Source organism: Rathayibacter sp. AY1B5, from assembly GCF_002932795.1.
In the GTDB taxonomy this organism is placed as follows: Bacteria; Actinomycetota; Actinomycetes; order Actinomycetales; family Microbacteriaceae; genus Rathayibacter.
In genome coordinates, this window is sequence record NZ_PSWM01000003.1 from 35,702 (window position 1) to 54,877 (window position 19,176).

Sequence of the window (19,176 nt, forward strand, 5' to 3'; positions counted from 1 at the left end):
GTTACTCACCCGGAGCGGGGTCGGTGCGGGCGGCGCCGGTGCCGGGCGTCGGCGCGTCCGTGCTCGACGGGTCGGCGTCCGGCGCATCGGCGGAGTCGACGGGCGCGGAGTCGTCCTGCAGGCGCGCGCCGGAGGCCCAGTCGGGACGCGCTGTCGGGGTCCGCTCGAAGGCGTAGGGGTCGCCGGCGGTCGCGGCCTCGTCGGGCTCCTGCTGGTCCCCGGCCTGCGCCGCGCCGACCGCAGAGGCGTCGGGCTCCGACGTCTCGGCACGGGGCGCGTCCGGATCCGGGAGCAGGTCGCCGACGACCTCGCGGATCCGCTCGGCCGACACGACGCCCTGGCGCAGGATGCGCAGGGTGCCGCCCTCGAAGCTCAGCGCGGTCGCGTCGACGATCGTCGAGGACTCGCTGGCGCCCGTGGGGCGGTCGCTGTAGCGCGATCCGGCGGCGCCGGCGTCGAGGTAGACGTCGACGGAATCGCCGAGCTGGTCGAACGCCTCCTGCGCGGTCGTGGCCGAGGGCGCTCCGGTGCGGTTGGCGGAGGAGACCGCCAGCGGGCCCGTCTCGGCGAGGAGCTCGATCGTGACCGGGTTGTCCGGCATGCGCAGCGCCACGGTGCCGCGCGTCTCGCCCAGGTCCCAGACCAGGGAGGGCTGGGCGTGCAGGACGATGGTGAGCCCGCCGGGCCAGAACTCCCGCGCGAGGTCGCGCACCGCCTCCGGCACGTTCTCGGCGAGGGCGTCGAGGGCGGCCACGTCCCCGATCAGGACGGGCGGCGGCGACTGCCTCGTCCGTCCCTTCGCGTCGAGCAGGCGCTGGACCGCGGCCGCGTCGAACGCGTTGGCCGCGACGCCGTAGACGGTGTCGGTGGGGATCACCACGAGCTCGCCGCGGCCGATGGCCGTCCGCGCGAGACGGGTGCCGGTCAGGAGGTCCGTGTCGACGGAGCAGTCGTAGATGCGTGCCATAACGGGTCGATGATACCGGCGCGCCCGTCGTGCCTGCCGCGGATCGCCCGGATCCGCTCGACGGTCCCGTCCGCCGCGCGATCCGGGACTGGCGCGATATGCGGCCGGAATTGGCGCCTTTCTCTTCTCTGTCGCGTTATGAATGCGAAATGGCGGCTTTTGAAATGCGAGTTGTAGCATCCGAAAGCCCGTTCATCCGGGACGCCTTCTTCGTCGCTGATCGACTCTCCCCTGCCGCCACGCACTGCGCGCGGTCGGCCCCGGGACGAGACGTTCTTCCTCGTGCAGAGGCGTCCCCTTTCACTGCATCTCTCTGCGACGACATCGATCCGGGCCGCGGAGAGGAGAGAAGAGGAATCGATGAGCGGAGTCATCGTCCACGAATGGATAGAGCCCTTCGGCGGCGCGGAGAAGGTTCTCGACGCCATGGCCGACTCGTTCAGCGACGCCGAGATCCTGTGCCTGTGGAACGACGCCCCCGACCGCTATCCGGACCACGTGGTCCGCGAGACCTGGCTGGCGCGCACGCCCCTCCGCTCGCACAAGGCGCTCTCCCTCCCCGCCATGCTGCCGACGTGGAGGTCGCAGCCGTTCCACGACTACGACTGGGCGCTCGTCAGCTCGCACGCGTTCGCGCACCACGTGCGCTTCCGCAACCAGCCGGACGGCTTCCGCAAGTACGTCTACGCCTACACGCCGGCCCGCTACGTGTGGAATCCCGAGCTCGACTCTCGGGGGGACGGCGCCGCCGTGCGCGCGGTCGCTCCCGCGTTCCGCGGCATCGACCGCAGGCGCGCGCAGGAGGCGACGTCGATCGCCGCCATCAGCGAGTACGTCAAGGAGCGGATCGACCGGGCGTGGGACCGCGACTCGATCGTCATCCATCCACCGGTCGACGTCGAGCGGATCCACGCGGTCGCCGACTGGTCGACGCACCTCACTCCCGAGGAGGAGCGGATCGTCGAACGGCTCCCCTCCGACTTCGTGCTCGGAGCCTCCCGGTTCATCGCCTACAAATCCCTCGAACTCGTCATCCGCGTCGCGGAGGCCATCGGCACGACCGCCGTGCTCGCCGGCTCAGGTCCCGAGAAGGAGAGGCTCGAAGCCGCAGCGGCCGCCTCCTCGGCGCCCGTCGTCTTCATCCCCCGGCCTTCGGATGCACTCCTCTTCACGCTCTACGAGCGCTCGCTCGCCTACGTCTTCCCACCGGTCGAGGACTTCGGGATCATGCCGGTCGAGGCGATGGCCGTCGGCACCCCCGTGATCTGCAGCGACACCGGCGGTGCGACGGAGACCGTCGTGGACGGAGTCACGGGCGTTCACATCCACGACTGGGACTCCGCGGACCTGGCCGACGAGGCGATCCGAGCTCTGTCGCTCGATCCCGAGGCCGGCAGACGGCACTCCTGGATGTTCGCACGCTCCCGGTTCGAGGAGCAGCTCGCCGACTGGGTCCGGTCGTGACCACCAGAGGTGAACCCGCCGGAGCGGCACCGGCATCCACCACTACGGAGGAACCGTCATCAGCGTCCACGTCCTGATCGTCAACTACGCGTCCGCCGAACTCGTCAGAGCGCTTGTCGCCTCGCTCCGCGACGAGCCCGTGGACTCGATCCGCGTGCTGGAGAACGGCTCCGGTCCCGAGCAGGTCCGGATCCTCGAGGAGGTCGCCCGCTCCGACGAGCGGATGCAGGTCTCGGTCAGCCCGACCAACCTCGGATTCGGCGCAGGAGTGAACAGACTCGCCGACAGCGTCGAGGCTCCCGACCAGGACGTGCTCTGGATCCTCAACCCCGACACGGTCGTCGCGCCCGGGTGCGTGGCCGTGCTCGAGGAGCATCTCGCCACGCACCCGAGGACCATCGCCTCTCCTCTGATCCTCGATGCGACGGGAGGGGTGTGGTTCGCCGGCGGCGAGCTCTCCCTCCCGTCCGGCCGGTCGACCCACTCGGGCTACGGCCGATCGCCGGACGGCCTTCCGACCCGGGCGTTCCCCACCCGGTTCATGACGGGAGCGGCGATGACGACGACCATGACGACCTGGCACGCCCTCGGCGGCTTCCGGGACGACCTCTTCCTCTACTGGGAGGACAGCGAACTGTCGGTGCGCGCCTCACGGTCGGGCATCGAGCTGACGGTCGTTCCGCAGGCGCGCATCATGCACCTCGAGGGCGGGTCGAGCTCGGCCGGAATCGGCAGGAGCACCACTTACTACTACTACTACGCGTTCAATCGGATAAGAGTCTGCTCGCAGTACACCCGGAAAGCCGATCTCCTTCTGGGCCGGGGGCTCATCGAGACTCTACGGAGTGTCGTCAAGCCGCTGTTCAAGGAGAAGAGCGGCCGAGTCGCGAAGACTCGTGCCTCTCTTCGGGGAATGCTCTCCGGAATCAGAGCGCCGCGCCTTCATCCGAACGATCGATAGGACGTGCGACAAGAGCCCCCCGGTTCTTCGATCAGAGGAGAGTCTTCTCCCGATATGTGGGCCGGCGGACCTCGACGGGAACCTGCCATCGAGCACGGGCGGGTCAGGACATCCGGGTCCGTCCCGGGTGAGTCCGGAAGACGGGCCTGCGCTTCCGCGCGCCGACCATCCCGGAGCGCCCGGCGCGGAGCTCAGTGCTGGATCATCCAGGCGGCAGCGTCCAACCGGGTGTCCTGAGCCGGCAGCGAAGCGAGCACCTGCGACACGGGCAGAGGCCGCTCGAGAGCGGCGCGGATCGCGTGTGCGAGTGCTGCCGGATCGGCGTCGGCATCGAGGACCGTGTGCCCGCGTGCGCGCAGCCAGTCGGCGATACCCGTCTCGGTGGACGCGACGACGGTGCACCCGTGCGACAGCCCTTCGAGGATCGGGAGGCCCACCTGCTCGCGCCACCGCGGGGTGCGCTGCGAGAAGAGCACCAGCACGGAGGCCTCCGCCAGCCGCGCATGGATCGTCTCCCCCGGCGGGTCCTCGAGGAACTCGACCCTGTCGTCGGACTCGGCGAGGTCGGACACGCGTGGAGCCAGCTCGCCTTTGCCGAGGATGCTGGCGCCGTCGGCGCCGTCGGCGATCGCCGGCCAGGCTCTGAGGAGGTGCTCGACGCCTTTGCGGGCCTCGAGGGAGCCGAGGAAGACGAGCCGCCGCTGTCGGGTCGGAGGAAGCGGATGCTCGGTGCAGGCCGGAGCCAGAGCGCCGAAGAGCCGGGTCCTCACGCCGTCGAGAGCGGCGCCGGCCAGCCGACGATAGACCTGCTCCGCGGCGGGGATGCCGAACGCGATGCGGTCGTAGCCGCCGACGAGCAGCCGCATCATCGCGGCCGCGATCGGGCGGCACACGGACAGAGGGAGGCGGGTGTAGCCCGCGATGTTCGCAGCGAGATCGTCGTTGCCGATGGCGTACGCGCTCACGACGGTGTGCCTGCGGCGCAGCGCGTCGGAGGTCCGGATCGCGGCGAGGTGCAGGAGGAGTCCCGGCCAGGCGTTCAGCTGGAACGGCTCGTTCAGTTCCACGGTCCTGTACGGGGTGCGGAGGAGGTGCACCGCGGTCCGGACGCGTCCGAGCCGACGGTACGAGGCCCGACCTGCGACGGCTTCGTCGAAGTCGTAGTTGCGGGCGCGGAAGACCAGCCGGACTCCGAGGTGGGCGAAGCGCTCCAGGTGCACGGTGCGCGCACGGTCGTACACGGCGATGCTGTCGCTCGAGCGCGTCATCGCCGGTCACCTGTGAGTACCGGTCCATCGGCGCGCAGCACCCGCTGCAGCTCCTCCGCGATGGAGTCCCAGGAGAACAGCGTCGACGCCTTCTCGACAGCTCGACGCGCCATCGCGGGATAGCGGTCCGACAGCGCCAACCCCACGATCGCCTCGGCGAACTCCTGATCATCGGCATCGGGTGGCAGCAGGCGACCGTCCAGCCCGTCATCGATGATCTCGGGGATGCCGCCCCGGGCGGGAGCGACGACCGGCGTCCCGACCGACATCGCGTCGACCAGCACCATGCCGAACGGCTCCTCCCACCGACAGGGGTAGAGCAGGACGTCCGCTCGTGCCATCTCCTCGAGCAGGACATGGGGGGTCACGAAGCCGTGGACGCGCACCCGCTCGACGCCGCACTCCTCGTTCACGCGCCGCGCCTCCTCGCGGACCCGCCGGATGTACGGAGAGTCCCCGGTCGAGCTCCCCGTCGCTTTGCCGCCGTAGACGTCGAGGGTCGTCGGGGCGATCCGATTGGCTGCACCGCACACGCGCACAGCTTCCACCACTCCCTTCTCGGCGATCAGGCGCCCGGCGAACAGCGCCGAGACCACCTCGGGACGCCTACGATCCGACCGGGCCCCCGCCACCACGGTGGCTCCGTTGTAGAGGACGCTCGACCGGTCCCCGGGTAGACCGAGCAGGTCGACCGCCCTGCGCCTCAGGTACCCGCTGCAGAAGGCCCAGTCGTCGACCGAGCGGAGGACTTCATCGACTCCGCGGCGAGCGCCGAAGCCGCGGCGGACCCAGCTCTCCACCGAGTCGACCGCGTCGTTGTGCATGTGCAGGACGATCCGGCCGGCGTACCCGGACCGTCGCAGCTGGACCGCGTAGCCGGGACGGTTGTGGATGTGGACCACGTCCGCGCGCGCGAGGGAGGGCGAGCACCACCAGACCCAGACGACGCCCTGGAGCGTGAGGAGGCGCAGGACGCCGTGGGGATTCCGCCGCGTCAGAGCGCCCGCCGCGCGGCTCGCCCCGCGCAGAAGCCGGTCCAGAGCGGAGTACGAGCGCAGCGGTGCGAGGGGCACCCCTGAGGCGAAGTCCGGGGAGGCCGCCGGGCAGAACACCTCGACGGAGAGGGTGGACGAGAGGGGGCGGTAGGCGTTGCGGACCCAGCTCGCGACGGCGCCCCCGGTCCCGTCGAACCGCTCCTCGACGGGAAGCAGCACGGCGACCGTGCGAGCAGGCGCGCGGGACGACCGCGCCCTCGCCGTGCCCACCAGCAGGACGACGGTGGCGTCGCGCGAGAGGACGAGGGTGATCAGGAGCGCGAGCACTGCGGCCACGACCTGCGCGGCGAAGCGGAGCACGGTCGGCGACGACTGCAGGAGCAGTCCGACCGCCACCACGGCGAGCGCGAGCGGCACCGAGTGGAGGAACGGCGAGAGCGTCGAGGCGAGGTACTCGCGGAGGGTGGCGCGCGTGATGCGGCGCAAGCAGAGGAATCCGATCACGTAGCTCATCGCGCCCATGGCGACCATCGACCAGGCCGCGCCGAGGACTCCCCCGGTCATCGTGGACACGATGACCAGGGGGATGTTGACAGTGGTCCGGACGAGATTGAAGGCGAGGCCGAGCCGGACGTTGTCCGTCGCCTGCAGCAGCGATCCGAGCGGGTTCCCCAGTGCTCGGAGCATTCCGACGACCGCGAGCAGGGCCAGGACTTCGCCGTACCCGGCCCAGGTGCGCCCGAAGACGAGGACCATGACGTCCTCCGCGGTGAGTGCGACACCGACGAGCAGCGGGATGCTCGCCAGACCGCAGAGGGTGACCATGCGCAGATAGTTCTGCCGGATGCGGCCGAGATCGTCCTGGATCAGTGCGAAGTAGGGGAAGAGGACCCGCGTGATGATCGGATTGATCCGCCCGGGGATGCTCACGCCGACGTTGAAGGCCAGGTTGTAGCCGCCCAGAGCGGCGGTGCTGACGAACCGGCCGGTCGAGATGGAGCTGAGGGTGTTGCCGATGTAGTTGAGGACTCCGTCGAGGGACTGGAGCACGCCGAAGCTCAGGAATCTGCGGGTATCGGACCACCGGAACCGCCGGCGGAGGCGGAAGTAGCGTCGTCCCGCCACGAGGAAGACCGCGGTCCGCCCGGCGGAGGCGACGACGACCGCCCAGGCGGCGCTCGCCGCGCCCGCACCGGCCAGTGCCAGAACGAGCGACACCGAGAGGAGCAGGGCGGCGAAGAGCACGTCGGCGACCCCGAGCGGCTTGAACAGCAGACGCTTCTCGAGCATGGCCCGTGCCGCCTGTCCCCAGGAGGTGATGAGGAACGCGGAGGAGCCGATCACGAGCAGGGGCCAGGCCCCCGGGGCGTGGAAGAACGCGGCGACGGCCGGGCTCGCGCCCGCGACGATCAGCACGACGAGAGCAGAGAACCCGACGTTCAACCAGTGCACCGAGGACAGCTCGGACGACGTCACCGAGCGGCGCACGATCAGCGCGTTCGTCAGGCCGAGGCCGATGAAGACGTCGAGCAGGGAGTTGAGGATGGTGATCATGGCGACCAGGCCGAACTCCTCCTGACCGAGGATCCGGGCGAGGACGAAGATCTGCAGGATCTGGCCGAGGCTCCCGCCGATCACCGAGAACGCCGTCCACTTCGCACCGGCCACCGCGCGGCTCTCATGGGTCTGCGCGCCCGGGCGGGAGCGGGCGTCGCGGCGCGGTCGGTCCCCCCGGTGTCCTTGTTCCGCGTCAGGCACGGGGATCGTCCCGGATCGCGGCCAGGTCGGCGTCGGAGTAGGTCGCCCTGAGCTGCCGGTCGTTGCCGCCCTGCTCGATGTTCGCCGACATGAGCGAGACCCGCTGAGCGCCGGGGATCCCCGGCACGTCGAGCGCACGAGCTCGGACCTGCCGGGAGACCGCTCCGGCGCGGAGGGTGCACCGGTGCAGCCACAGGTCGTCGCCGTCGGGGCAGTGGTCCATGAAGGCGGTGCCGTGCCGCCGCGCCTCCTCGAGGACCGCCACGGGATAGAGGACGCCCGCGACTCCCGTGTTGAAGACTCGGGAGGACGCCTCGGTCGACGCTCTCATCGGCCACGAATCATAGGGCCGCACCCGGCCCTCGCGGTCGAACGTCATCTCCTTCGACCGGTAGGCCACGACGTCGTCAGGATGGGCCGCGCTGACCCGGACGAGCCCCGCCAGCCAGTCGCGCCCGTAGTGGACGTCGTCGTCGGCCGTGACCAGCGGGAGCTCGATCCGCTCGGCCTCCACGGCATAGGGGTAGTACTTCTTGTGGGAGCGGTAGTCGGGGCAGGCGGCGATCTCGAGTCCTCGCCGCTGCAGGCGGAGCAGCCGACGGGGCAGGGGGCGTGACAGGTCGGACTCGCTCAGCCACAGCACGAGCCTGCGCGGGCGGGTGTAGCCGGAGCCGATCGACTCGATGACGAGGTCGACGTCCGGGATGCGCGGCCCGAACGAGGTGAGGGACACGGCCACCGGCGCGGTGCCCGTGAGCGGCGACGACCGCACCGCGCCGGTGGCCCGCCAGAGGGCGAAGCGCGCGCGCTTCGCAGCGGCGCTCGCCGCATGGCGCATGAAGGGCAGGATCGGCACGGGATCTCCTCGTTCTGTCGTCTGATCGGCCCGGGAACGCATGGTCGCGCGCTCGGCGGCATGCCGGCCGGAGGGCGCCGGCCCGGCCGCGGGACCGCACGGCGAGCGCCTCCTCGACGAGGAAGCCCGCCCAGCGTAGGAGGCCGCAGCCGCCTCGCGACCGATCGCGCACGTCCGACGCACAGAACGCGCCACCGACCGTCTCAGGGCACCGCAGCGCGCCTACACTCGCCGCAGTGCGGACGGCGGACGCTCGAAGCCGGATGCCGCCTCCGCTGCACGGGAGGCGCCTCTCGGCTGGATCCGAAGGAGACGATCGATCGTGACCGCCCGGACCGTCCCGCCCACCGGACGCGGACCCGCAACGCTCGGTGCCGCTGCTCCCGCGGACCTCGCCGAGGCGAGAGATCGACGGAGACGGCGTGGCCAGGTCCTCGTGATCGCGCTCGTCACCTTTGCGCTGGGGTCCTCGAGAAGCGTCGTGAACCTGCTGGTCGGCGGACGGGCCGCAGCTACCGCCACCTCGACCGGCACCGTGGTCGCGACAGGTGCGGGCGAGCTCGCCGGGAACGTCGCCGCCGCCGCCTTCGTCCTGGCCTGCCTCGGCGTCGTCGTCGCCAACGTCGCGCAGGTGCGGCGCTTCCCGCAGCTGACAGCTCTCATCCTCTTCCTCGTCTTCTTCGCGGTCGTCACGGTGGCCGACTTCGTCGCGAACGAGGCGTCCGGCCTCCGCTTCTCCTACTACGCGATCGCCGTCCTGCTCGTCGTCGGATGGAGCGTGCAGCCGCGCTTCGAAGACCTCGGGATCATCGGCGCCGTCGGGCTGCTCGTCGCCGTCGCCAGCCTCGCGCTCATCCCCTCCGGCACCGGGTGGATGTCCGAGAGCTACGCCACCCTCAACGAGAAGGCGCTGATCGGCGACAGGACGCTCGGCGGCATCTACCCGCAGGGGAACATCCTCGGCATGGTCCTGAGCTCGACCATGCCTCTGATGCTCCTCTTCAAGCGGAGGCTTCTCGGCCTCGCCTCGTTCGCCGTGGGTCTGTGGGCGCTCCTGCTGACCGCGAGCCGCACCTCCTGGGCAGGCCTCGCCGTGAGCACCGCCGTCGTGCTCGTCCTGCTGGCCGCGCGGAAGGGCCGGGTCCTCCGGATCCTCACCGTCCTCGGTGCCGTGGCGATCACGTCGGTGGTCGTGGCCCTCCCGATCCTCACGACCGATCCACTGGCCTTCACCGCACGGGGCCAGATCTGGATCTACTCCAGGGAGCACTGGGGGTCTCCGACGGCGCTCCTGTTCGGCAGCGGGCTCGATGTCTACGGGATCGGCGGTGCCATCGCCACGGCCCTCGGCGCTCCCTCCTATCACGGTCACAACGAGTTCGTGACTCTGATGACGACCTCGGGTCTCGTCGCCGCCGTGCTCTTCGCCGTCCTGTTCGGACTGGCTGTCGCTCGCGTCCTGATGCTCCCGATCGGACGCCCGATGCGCACGGTGTCGTACTTCCTGCTGACCCTGATCGGCATCTCGATCGCGGAGACGCCGCTGCGGATCGACACGGTCGACCTGCTGGCCTGGTGCACCTGGCTGCCGCTGGTGCTCTGCTTCTTCGCCGTGACCGGATCCGAGGGTCCGCTCGTCGCCGGCACTGCCGACAGAAGCCGTGCTCGTGCGGTCACGCCGCCGCTCGCCCTTCATCGCCTCGACCCGCCGCGCACCCCGAGCGAGCCGTCCGGGCGGCGCGCCGCCCCCTGGCGGTGACTCCGACCATGCCCTGGTCATGGCGGATCTCCGACGACGCCGCATGGGTCCGGACGGAGGACGCCGTGGTGGCGCTTCTCATCGTCGGCGCCGCCGAGCCGCTGGTGCTGAGCGACACAGCCGCCTCGATCTGGTCGGTGGTCGCGGCGGCGGACCCGCGCCACTGCACGACCGAGCTCGTCGTCGACGCGCTGGCAGACGCCTACCGCGTCGCGAGCGAGCAGATCGCCGGGGACGTCGAGCGCTTCCTGGCCGAGCTCCTCGAGCACGGGCTCCTCGAGCGCAGCTCCGCGTGAGGCGGTTCAGCCCGCGACGCGTTCGAGCAGCTGCGTCCAGGCCTCGCCCACTCGAGCAGGAGAGTGCGCAGAGGCCGCCCGCCGCATCCGCGCCGACCGATCCGCCCACTCGTCGTCATCGGACAGGAGCAGGGAGCACGCCCGAGCGAACTCCTCCGGGGTGTCGGCCACGAGCGCGGCCGACTCGAAGGACCCGAGGCCGCGAACCCCGTGGCGTGTCGACACGACCGGCTGGCCGGCCGCACCCGGTGCTCCCATCTTCATGTTCACTCCACTGCCCGAGAAGATCGGATTGACGAACACCCTCGCGGCGTAGAACGGGCCGGGATCATCGACCTCCCCGGCGAAATCGACTCCGGGAGTCTCGCGGAGGAAGGAAGCGAGGGAGCCGGAGGCTCGGCGGCCCGCGACCAGGAGCCGGACGTCGGGGCGGATCCGGCGGATCCGAGGGAGGACCTCCGCGATGAACCAGCGCAGCCCCGTCTCGGTGTGCGACTGGTCGAGGGATCCCACGAAGGCGACTCGGTCCTCTGCAACGACCGTGGGGCCCACCGGAAGCCGCGCGTCGTCGAAGACCGGAGGCAGGTACTCCACAGGGCCGCGGAACCGACGGTAGGCGCCGGAGTCCTCCGGCGAGATGACTCCGACCGCGGCGACGGCGTGGAGCAGGCCGGCGCGGACGGAGAGGCCGAGGCGGGCCGCCTCGGCCCGGAGATAGAGAGCGTGTCCGCCTCCTGCGTGGCGGGCGAGGGACCGGAGGAACGCCTTCTCGTCGTTGTGGCTTCGGAGGAGGACCGGTGCCCCGGTGCGCCGGCTCCAGGTGCGGGCGGCGCGCAGAGTCCACTCGTGGGAGGCCACGATGACATCGGGGTGGTACTCCGGGACGGGGCGCGGAGCACGACGCGATGCGAGCTGGTAGGGCTGTGAAGGCCGGCGGAGACTCGTGTGACCGAGCCCGCCACGCGGAACGAGCACGGCACCTGGAACCAGTGCCGTATGCAGGTCTCGGACAGCGGAGTCGACGGGCTCCCGGTGGAAGACCACCAGGTCGAGCTCGTGGCCCGCCTCGACCAGGCACCGGATCTCTCCGAGCAGCTCGACGCGTCCGCCGTTGGTGGTGGGGAAGAGCAGGTCGTCCGCGAGGAACAGGATGCGCATGGTGGCCTTTCCGATCAGTGCGCGCTCAGCGGCGCGGTGGAGCGAGGAAGTAGTGGACGACTTCTCGCAGCGACCCGCACAGGTGCGTGAGCGCTCGGGACCATCGCTGGAGGTTCTTGACGGCGAGCGACCGCAGTGAAGCGTCGGCGCGGAGGTCGGTGATGCGCACGACCTCGAGCGGGGCGAACACGGAGTGGAGGACCAGCCGCGGCTTCTCCCGCCACGGAGCCTGAAGTACGGCGATGATGCGCCGAGCCGAATCCGAGCTCGTACGGGTGTGCCACCGCCAGTTCCGCGAGAGGCGCGGATAGACGACGCCCTGGCTCTCAGGGAGCAGCTCGAGCACCTGGCGGAGCGGACCGACGGCTCCCGTCCCGAGCGCGAAGTCCAGCAGCTCGTGCGGGCGCTCCACTGCGAGGTCCCGGATCTCGTCGAGCTGGGCGGAGCCGTCGGACCGCGAGCGGAGCTCGTTCAGCAGGAGGATCCCGAGGTGGTCCCCGGACGACGGCACGGTGATCGCCCGGTGCGCGACATCGACCCTCGTGCGTCGCGACCACAGACGGTCGAACACCGCGCCCCACTCCTCCTCCATCCCGGGGAACCGGAAGTGCAGGTCGATGTCGCAGGGCCAGCTCGGGCTGTACAGCGTGATGGAATGCGGCTGCAGGAAGGCCTTGTCAGGATCCTCGGGGCGGACGAGCCATCCCCTGCTGCTGAGCTCGGCGACCAGGGCTGACAGGCTCTCCTCGGGGACGAGGACGTCCGTGTCGGACGAGATCCTCGGGGAGCGCAGACCTTGCAGCTGCGCCGTCGGACCTTTGACGAAGAGCACTCGCACGCCCACCCGGTCGGCCGCCGCCGCGACGAGCGCATGACAGAGGAGGACCGCGGCGGGAAGCGGGACGGCCCGGGGAGACCCGGCCGTCATCGGGACGGCGGGCGCGGTGTGCAGCACGGGTTCGTTCTGACTGTGCGCCGGCGCGAAGCGCACGCGCGCGCGTGTCGGGCAGACGATGCACCGGCGGATCGTGCACCGGCGGATCTGACACCGGCGGATCGCGGACTGATCGGGACCGCCTCCTCACTGGTTCGGGCCGCCTCGCGTCGAGAATGACGGACGGGAGCACAGCGCTCGAAGGCTATTCGCGGGCCCAGGACGGTCCGCAGCAATGGCGCGTTCCGTCAGAAGAGTGGCCCGCTGCGCTCTTTCGCGCCTCCGGGGCGTCGGCTCCTCTCGAGGACCGATCGCCTTGTGTAGCGTTGCGACCGTGCTGCACATCCGACTCCGCGCCGACTCGTCCGCTCCTCGCCGATCGGGGAGCCTGCCGCTCCTCCGTCCCATCGCGGCGGCCCGGGCGGTCGCCTCATGAGGGGCATCGTCCTCGCAGGCGGATCGGGGTCGCGCCTGTGGCCGATCACCAAGGGCATCTCGAAGCAGCTGATGCCGATCTACGACAAGCCGATGATCTACTACCCGCTGTCGACGCTGATGATGGCCGGGATCGACGAGGTCCTCGTGATCACGACGCCCGAGTACAACGACCAGTTCCGCGCCCTGCTGGGCGACGGGTCGAGCCTGGGCATGCGGATCGAGTACGCCGTGCAGCCGTCCCCCGACGGGCTCGCGCAGGCGTTCCTGATCGGTGAGGAGTTCATCGGCGACGAGTCCGTCGCCCTGGTCCTGGGCGACAACATCTTCCACGGCACCGCCCTGGGCACCGCCCTCGCGGCGAACACCACGATCGAGGGCGCCGTCATCTTCGCCTACCAGGTCGCCGACCCGCGCGCCTACGGAGTCGTCGAGTTCGACGAGCACTTCCGAGCCGTCTCCATCGAGGAGAAGCCCGAGCAGCCGCGCAGCAACTACGCCGTGCCCGGCCTCTACTTCTACGACAACGACGTCGTGGCTATCGCGAGGACGATCACGCCCTCGGCCCGCGGCGAGCTCGAGATCTCGACGATCAACGAGCGCTACCTCGAGGCGGGGCGGCTGAACGTCCAGGTGCTCGACCGGGGAACGGCCTGGCTCGACACCGGGACCTTCGACTCGATGATCGAGGCGACGGAGTTCGTGCGCGTGATCGAGCAGCGGCAGGGGTTCAAGATCGGCTGCATCGAGGAGATCGCCTGGCGCAACTCCTGGATCGACGACACCCGCCTCGCCGAGCTCGCCGCACCGCTGGTCAAGAGCGGCTACGGCGCCTACCTCCACCGCCTTCTCAGACTCGAAGGCGTGAACGCGGGCCGCTGAGCCCGGCCTCCCCGACCTCCCCGACCTCCAGGAGAACCCCGTGCGGATCCTCGTCACCGGCGGTGCCGGCTTCATCGGCAGCAACTTCGTCCACCTGACCCTGCGCGAGCGTCCCGACGCGCGGATCACCGTGCTCGACAAGCTCACCTACGCGGGCAGCCGCGACTCCCTCGCCCCCGTCGCCGACCGCGTGCGGCTGGTCGAGGGCGACGTCGCCGACGCCGAGCTCGTGGACCGGCTGGTCGCCGATGCGGATCTCGTGGTGCACTTCGCTGCGGAGTCGCACAACGACAACTCGCTGCACGACCCGACGCCCTTCCTCGCGACGAACGTCATCGGCACCTTCGCGCTCCTCCAGGCGGTGCGCGCGCACGACGTGCGGTACCACCACATCTCGACGGACGAGGTCTACGGCGACCTCGAGCTCGACGACCCTGCGCGCTTCACCGAGCGCACCCCCTACAACCCCTCCAGCCCCTACTCCTCGACCAAGGCCGCCAGCGACCTGCTCGTGCGCGCCTGGGTGCGCTCCTTCGGCGTGCGCGCCACGATCTCCAACTGCTCCAACAACTACGGCCCCTACCAGCACGTCGAGAAGTTCATCCCCCGCCAGATCACCAACGCCATCGACGGCATCCGCCCCAAGCTCTACGGCACCGGCGCCAACGTCCGCGACTGGATCCACGTCGACGACCACAACACCGGCGTCTGGGCCATCATCGACCGCGGCGAGATCGGCGAGACCTACCTCATCGGCGCCGACGGCGAGAAGAGCAACCTCGACGTCGTCACCCGCATCCTCACCGCCTTCGGACAGCCCGAGGACGCCTTCGACCACGTCACCGACCGCGCCGGACACGACCTCCGCTACGCCATCGACTCCACCCGCCTGCGCACCGAACTCGACTGGCGCCCCCGCTACACCGACTTCGACGCAGGACTCGCCGCCACCATCGACTGGTACCGCGCCAACGAGGACTGGTGGCGCCCCGCGAAGGCCGCCACCGAGAAGAAGTACTCCGCTCAGGCCTGACGCGGCCCGCCGGCTCGGATCAGCGCGGACCGACTCCGGTCGACACCCGGCCCGAGGGCCGCGGAGCGTCGCACGGGCCGGGGGTCCGCTTCGCGCGGAAACGACCGGACAGGACGATGCGGAGCAGCTGCAGCGGCTCGAGGAGATAGCGGGCCGCGAGGCGGCGCGGATCGCGGGCCAGACGGAACAGCCACTCCACGCCCAGGGCGCCCATCCACCGCGGGGCGAGCGCCTGGGTGCCGGCGATGTAGTCGAGGCAGCCGCCGACGTTCGCGAACGCCGCTCGCGGGGCGAGCTCCCGGTTCTCCAGGATCCAGCGCTCCTGACGGGGCATGCCCATCCCGACCAGGACGAGGTCGGCGCGGGCGAGCGACTCGGCGAGCGGCCGCTCCTCGCCGGCGCCGTGCCACTGCTGGTCGAATCCGTCGTACGCGAGCCAGGTCATCCGGGAGGTGCGGGCGGCGACCGCCTCCGCCGCTGCGGCCGACGACTCCGGCGTGCCGCCCACGGCGACCACCACCAGAGGCTCGTCGTTCTCGATCAGCGGGAACAGCCAGTCGGTGCTGCCGATGCGGTGCTGAGGCGTCAGAGGCGAGTCGACCGCCGTTCCTCGGGCGAGCGCCAGGATCGGCCAGCCGTCGATCAGCACCGTGTCGGCCTGCTCGCAGAACCGGCGGAAGTGCTCATCGGTCTGCGCCATGTAGAGCCCGTGCAGGTTCAGGTTCCCGATGATGCGGCCCCGGTGCTCGCCGGCGAGGATCTCGGCGATCATCTCCGGAGCGGTCCGGGCGTCCACATGACCGAGGTCGAAGGGGAGCGCGGTGCGCGCAGCGGCTGTCATGCGGTCTCCTTCACGGAGGTGACGATGGTCTCGACGCGGCGGGCCCACGAGTGCTCGGCCCAGACGTCGCGCTGGCGGTCGGCCGCGACCCGGGAGAGCTCCGGCAGCGAGCGGACGCTCTCGGTGAGGACGCTGCGCAGGTCCTTCTCTCCCGCCGAGTCGTAGCAGACGACGGGGTAGCCCTCGCGCTGGAGGCCCGCCGTCACGTCGTGCCGGCTCGCGACCACAGGCTTGCCCGCGGCGAGGTACTCCCAGAGCTTCAGCGGGGAGAAGTAGCTGCCGTTGGCGCTGGAATGGCCGGCGAAGCAGAGGTCGACGCCGGCGAGGAAGGCGGGGACGTCGTCGGGGTGCACCCGTCCGCGGAAGGTGACGCGATCCGCGAGGCCGAGCTCGCGGACCTGCCTCTCCAGGTCGGCGCGGACCGGTCCGTCGCCGGCGATCTCGAGGTGGACCTCGCCCAGGTCCTCCGAGGCGAGCAGCTCGATCAGCGAGGAGACGTTCTGCCACGGGTAGAGCGTGCCGAGGAACCCGATCCGCGGGGTGCGGGTCCCGTCCACGATCTCTGCGGGGCGGTGCACGGTGTGGTCGACGCCGTTGGCGACGACGAGGATGCGCTGCCGGGGGATGCCGTACCGGGCGGTGAGCTGGTCGGCGAGGGCGTCCGTGACGGCGACGATCAGGTCGGCGCGGCGGAGCGTGCGTCCCTCCATCCACTCGGCGAGAACGCGGCTGGTGGTCGCCCGCCGCTCGCTGGTCGCCTCGACGGCGAGGAGGGCGTTGACCTCCAGGACCCAGACGGCCCCGGTGAGGCGACGGGCGAGGGAGCCGAGCTCCTGGAAGAGCGCGTAACGCTCGTAGGCGAAGACGGCGGTCGACCCGGAGACCCGGCGCTTCAGCTGGAAGCGCGAGCGCACCCGGGAGACCAGCCGGAAGACGTCGGTCGCCACGATGGACAGGCGCGAGCCGGACATGCGGCTCTCGGACCCCTGACCGTGCACCGCCTCCGGCATGGTGTCCCCCACGATGAAGCGCTCGACCTCGACTCCGCTCTGCTCCAGGCCGTTGATCACGCCGAGGATGTGCGAGCGCGGGCCCAGACTCTCGGTGGAGGGCTTGGTCGACAGGCGCGGAGCGCCGGATAGATACAGTGCTTTCACGGGGCGATGCTCTCCAGACGGATCACTTGACGGTAACACCGGGCAATTCGGGTCCGAGACTGGTTCGGCTACCCGTTGGGGGGTCATGGGGGCGAGAATCGTTCACCTCGCTCGTGAGTCCGATCGATTAGCCTTCACCTCGGTTCGTCGAGTATTACAGACAGTGCAGGACGGTGGCATGACACCCGTTCGTCCGACCGACAATCATCGGATTCCCAAAGGGGACTTCATATCCTGAACACATTGAAAGGGAATCACGCGTGACCGATCCGGCCCCGAAGAGGAATACCGTCCGAGTCCTCCTCTCCGTCGCTCCGCCGGACGGAACCACGCGATTCGTCGACCAGGTGACGCGCTTCGCTCCCGAAGAGATCGACTTCTCCTTCTTCTCCTGGAGAAAGGCGTTGATCGGCGGATGGGACGTGTTCCACGTCCACTGGCCGGAATTCCTGATGAGAGGGAGATCGAAGCCGATAGCCGCGGCACGGACGGCATTGTTCGCGCTCTTTCTCGCTCGCTTGTCGCTTTCCCGGGGAAAGATCGTCCGCACTCTGCACAACCTCGAGCCGCACGCCCCCGGCGGTCGCATCGAGACGGCGCTCCTGTCCGCTCTCGAGCGCCGCACGGACCTCTTCGTGACCCTGACGGGGGTGACGCCGGTGCCGCGCGGTGCACGCTCCGTCCTCATCCCCCACGGCCACTACCGGGACGTGCTCCCGCTCGAGCACAGCGCTCCGGTGCAGCCGGGACGACTGCTGTACTTCGGCCGCATCGAGCCCTACAAGAACGTCGAGCGCCTGGTCGAGGTCTTCCGGGAGCTGGACGATCCGGAGCTCGTCCTCGGCGTCGTCGGCAAGGCGCCCGCGGCCCTCGCCGAGCGGATCGCGCGGGCCGCCGCTCTCGACGCCCGTGTCGCGACGCGCTTCGGCTTCGTGCCGGACGAGGAGATGGTCGCCGAGATGACCTCGTCGCAGCTGGTGATCCTCCCGTACACCGAGATGCACAACTCGGGCATCCTGCTGGTCGCGCTGTCGCTCGGCCGCCCCGTCCTCGTGCCGCGCACCCCGGCGAACGTCCTGCTCGCCGACGAGGTCGGGCAGGAGTGGGTACGCATGTTCGACGGCGGGATCGACCGCGACGACCTGCTCGCCGCCGTCCGCGCGACCGCCGATCTCCCCGCGTCGGGACCCGTCCTCGCGGGACGCGACTGGAGCGCCGTCGGCGCGTCCTACGCCCGCGCCTACCACCTCGCGGTCGACGCCCCCGTCGCTCGTGCCCGCCGAACAAGAGGGACCTCATGAACACCCGCATCTTCGTCAATCCGAGCGGCCAGAAGGAGAACCTGGGCGACTCGGTGCTCCGCCGGGCGTACCTCGATGCACTGCGCGACCAGGGACAGCTGCACGTCTACGCCGGCACCCACTCCGCGTACATCTCGGGACTGGGCCTGTCCGCGGAGGACGTCGTCTACCACTCCCGCTCGAGCTGGCTCCGCGCCGCCCTCGCCGTCGGCCCGCGCGGCTCCCGCATGGGCTTCGCGCTGAACGCGGGCGAATGGGTCCTCGATCGCCGCTTCCTCGTCAACTCCGCCTGGCAGACGGCGCTGCTGACCCGCTCGCGCCTCGGCGGCGGCCGTCCCGTCGCCCTCGGCATCGCGCTGCGGCGGGACCAGGGAGCTCTCCCCCGCCGGTGGTTCCGACGCATGCTCTCCCTGACCGGGACGACCAGCTGGCGCGACCCGGACAGCCGGTCCGACCTGGGCATCGGGACCGTCGCTCCGGACTGGGCCTTCGCGCTGGGCAGCGCGCCCGAGCGGTTCCGCCCTGCGGATCAGCGCCGTACGATCGCCGTCGCGCTGAGGGGCGATCGCCCGGCCCCCACCGGAGTCTGGCTCGGGACGGTGCGCGCACTCGCCCGCTCGCTCGACGCCCGCATCGTCGTCGTCGATCAGATGCAGGAGGACGAGCAGCGCTGCGCCGAGCTCGCCCGCGACCTGGACGGCACGGTCCTGGGCTGGGACGCCTCCGTCTCGCACGCCGACCACGAGGAGCGGGTGCGCGAGCTCTACCGCGACTGCGCCGCGGTCGTCAGCGACCGGATCCACGCCCTCATCCTCGGGATGACCGAGGGCGCCGTCCCGATCGGCTTCACCACGAGCGACCCGGAGAAGGTGCGCCGCACGTTCGCCGCAGTCACGACCCTGCCGGTGGCCTTCTCCGAGAAGGACGTCACCGGCGAGGCGGACGCCCTGGAGCGGGCGCAGGCCCTGCTCGATCAGAGGGACCGGCTCCTGGCCGACCTCGCCGTCGGGCGGGAGCGCCTCGCCGGGCTCCGCGGCTCGCTCGCCCTCTGACCGCCGGGGCACCCGGGCCGGGTGTCCTCCGCGACCGGGGGCCTCGAGGGCGCCTCCGC

General features: G+C 70.7%; 16 protein-coding genes. 8 read left to right on the plus strand and 8 right to left on the minus strand.

Translation table 11 applies throughout. The annotated features are described in order from the left end of the window. Position 1: 1 nt before the first annotated feature. A complete protein-coding gene (locus tag C5D44_RS03475; RefSeq protein ID WP_104277118.1) occupies positions 2 to 967 on the minus strand; it encodes an L-threonylcarbamoyladenylate synthase in 966 nt (321 codons plus the stop codon). 360 nt (positions 968 to 1,327) lie between these two features. Here C5D44_RS03475 and C5D44_RS03480 point away from each other — a divergent pair, with 360 nt between their 5' ends. Then, the gene (locus tag C5D44_RS03480) at positions 1,328 to 2,431 is read left to right on the plus strand and encodes a glycosyltransferase (RefSeq protein WP_104277117.1); all 1,104 of its coding nucleotides are present in this window, start codon (positions 1,328 to 1,330) and stop codon (positions 2,429 to 2,431) included. Positions 2,432 to 2,507: 76 nt separating this feature from the next. Continuing rightward, on the plus strand, positions 2,508 to 3,392 hold the full coding sequence (locus C5D44_RS03485; protein ID WP_258067871.1) for a glycosyltransferase family 2 protein: 885 nt from the start codon (positions 2,508 to 2,510) through the stop codon (positions 3,390 to 3,392). A 191-nt stretch (positions 3,393 to 3,583) separates the two neighbouring features. Here C5D44_RS03485 and C5D44_RS03490 read toward each other — a convergent pair whose 3' ends face one another. The 3 genes from C5D44_RS03490 to C5D44_RS17595 all read right to left on the minus strand — a co-directional run bounded on the left by C5D44_RS03490 (position 3,584) and on the right by C5D44_RS17595 (position 8,269). Further along, positions 3,584 to 4,660: a glycosyltransferase family 4 protein gene (locus C5D44_RS03490; protein WP_104280852.1), complete on the minus strand. Its 1,077-nt coding sequence runs from the start codon at positions 4,658 to 4,660 to the stop codon at positions 3,584 to 3,586. After that, positions 4,657 to 7,323, minus strand: coding sequence for an MOP flippase family protein (locus C5D44_RS03495; RefSeq protein ID WP_146087965.1), 2,667 nt, complete (start codon positions 7,321 to 7,323; stop codon positions 4,657 to 4,659). The genes C5D44_RS03490 and C5D44_RS03495 overlap by 4 nt, the downstream gene beginning before the upstream one ends. 82 nt (positions 7,324 to 7,405) lie before the next feature. After that, positions 7,406 to 8,269, minus strand: a complete 864-nt coding sequence (locus C5D44_RS17595) for a hypothetical protein (protein ID WP_146087966.1) — start codon at positions 8,267 to 8,269, stop codon at positions 7,406 to 7,408. Between the two features lie 322 nt (positions 8,270 to 8,591). On the opposite strand from C5D44_RS17595, the gene C5D44_RS17870 reads away from it, so the two are divergent. Both C5D44_RS17870 and C5D44_RS17875 read left to right on the plus strand, forming a co-directional pair. Continuing rightward, entirely contained in the window at positions 8,592 to 10,028 is a 1,437-nt protein-coding gene (locus C5D44_RS17870) for an O-antigen ligase (protein WP_181118436.1), read from the plus strand. Between the two features lie 8 nt (positions 10,029 to 10,036). Beyond that, positions 10,037 to 10,324, plus strand: a complete 288-nt coding sequence (locus C5D44_RS17875; protein ID WP_181109942.1) for a PqqD family protein — start codon at positions 10,037 to 10,039, stop codon at positions 10,322 to 10,324. A 6-nt stretch (positions 10,325 to 10,330) separates the two neighbouring features. On the opposite strand, the gene C5D44_RS03505 is transcribed toward C5D44_RS17875, so the two are convergent. Further along, positions 10,331 to 11,482, minus strand: a complete 1,152-nt coding sequence (locus C5D44_RS03505; protein ID WP_104280854.1) for a glycosyltransferase — start codon at positions 11,480 to 11,482, stop codon at positions 10,331 to 10,333. Between the two features lie 25 nt (positions 11,483 to 11,507). Beyond that, complete coding sequence (locus C5D44_RS03510) at positions 11,508 to 12,437, minus strand: nucleotidyltransferase family protein (RefSeq protein ID WP_104355547.1); 930 nt, start codon at positions 12,435 to 12,437, stop codon at positions 11,508 to 11,510. A 411-nt stretch (positions 12,438 to 12,848) separates the two neighbouring features. Here C5D44_RS03510 and rfbA point away from each other — a divergent pair, with 411 nt between their 5' ends. Further along, a complete protein-coding gene (gene rfbA / locus C5D44_RS03515) occupies positions 12,849 to 13,733 on the plus strand; it encodes a glucose-1-phosphate thymidylyltransferase RfbA (RefSeq protein WP_104277111.1) in 885 nt (294 codons plus the stop codon). A 40-nt stretch (positions 13,734 to 13,773) separates the two neighbouring features. Beyond that, positions 13,774 to 14,766, plus strand: coding sequence for a dTDP-glucose 4,6-dehydratase (gene rfbB, locus C5D44_RS03520; RefSeq protein ID WP_104277110.1), 993 nt, complete (start codon positions 13,774 to 13,776; stop codon positions 14,764 to 14,766). A 19-nt stretch (positions 14,767 to 14,785) separates the two neighbouring features. On the opposite strand, the gene C5D44_RS03525 is transcribed toward rfbB, so the two are convergent. Both C5D44_RS03525 and C5D44_RS03530 read right to left on the minus strand, forming a co-directional pair. Next, positions 14,786 to 15,607 carry a WecB/TagA/CpsF family glycosyltransferase gene (locus C5D44_RS03525; RefSeq protein ID WP_104280855.1) on the minus strand — a complete coding sequence of 274 codons (822 nt, stop codon included), beginning with the start codon at positions 15,605 to 15,607 and terminating at the stop codon, positions 14,786 to 14,788. Beyond that, positions 15,604 to 16,764, minus strand: a complete 1,161-nt coding sequence (locus C5D44_RS03530) for a glycosyltransferase (protein WP_181118437.1) — start codon at positions 16,762 to 16,764, stop codon at positions 15,604 to 15,606. Before C5D44_RS03530 ends, C5D44_RS03525 begins: the two co-directional genes overlap by 4 nt. A 518-nt stretch (positions 16,765 to 17,282) precedes the next feature. On the opposite strand from C5D44_RS03530, the gene C5D44_RS03535 reads away from it, so the two are divergent. Together C5D44_RS03535 and C5D44_RS03540 are read left to right on the plus strand one after the other, a co-directional pair. Further along, positions 17,283 to 18,065: a glycosyltransferase gene (locus C5D44_RS03535; protein WP_181109936.1), complete on the plus strand. Its 783-nt coding sequence runs from the start codon at positions 17,283 to 17,285 to the stop codon at positions 18,063 to 18,065. Further along, positions 18,062 to 19,117 carry a polysaccharide pyruvyl transferase family protein gene (locus C5D44_RS03540; protein ID WP_104280857.1) on the plus strand — a complete coding sequence of 352 codons (1,056 nt, stop codon included), beginning with the start codon at positions 18,062 to 18,064 and terminating at the stop codon, positions 19,115 to 19,117. Before C5D44_RS03535 ends, C5D44_RS03540 begins: the two co-directional genes overlap by 4 nt. Positions 19,118 to 19,176 lie beyond the last annotated feature (59 nt).

What these genes read in the sequence shown, in the direction of transcription:
- C5D44_RS17875 (WP_181109942.1), top strand. Translation starts at nt 10,037, where the DNA reads ATGCCCTGGTCATGGCGGATCTCCGACGACGCCGCATGGGTCCGGACG.
- C5D44_RS03475 (WP_104277118.1), bottom strand. Translation starts at nt 967, where the DNA reads ATGGCACGCATCTACGACTGCTCCGTCGACACGGACCTCCTGACCGGC.
- C5D44_RS03490 (WP_104280852.1), bottom strand. Translation starts at nt 4,660, where the DNA reads ATGACGCGCTCGAGCGACAGCATCGCCGTGTACGACCGTGCGCGCACC.
- C5D44_RS03540 (WP_104280857.1), top strand. Translation starts at nt 18,062, where the DNA reads ATGAACACCCGCATCTTCGTCAATCCGAGCGGCCAGAAGGAGAACCTG.
- rfbA (WP_104277111.1), top strand. Translation starts at nt 12,849, where the DNA reads ATGAGGGGCATCGTCCTCGCAGGCGGATCGGGGTCGCGCCTGTGGCCG.
- C5D44_RS03480 (WP_104277117.1), top strand. Translation starts at nt 1,328, where the DNA reads ATGAGCGGAGTCATCGTCCACGAATGGATAGAGCCCTTCGGCGGCGCG.
- C5D44_RS03525 (WP_104280855.1), bottom strand. Translation starts at nt 15,607, where the DNA reads ATGACAGCCGCTGCGCGCACCGCGCTCCCCTTCGACCTCGGTCATGTG.
- C5D44_RS03505 (WP_104280854.1), bottom strand. Translation starts at nt 11,482, where the DNA reads ATGCGCATCCTGTTCCTCGCGGACGACCTGCTCTTCCCCACCACCAAC.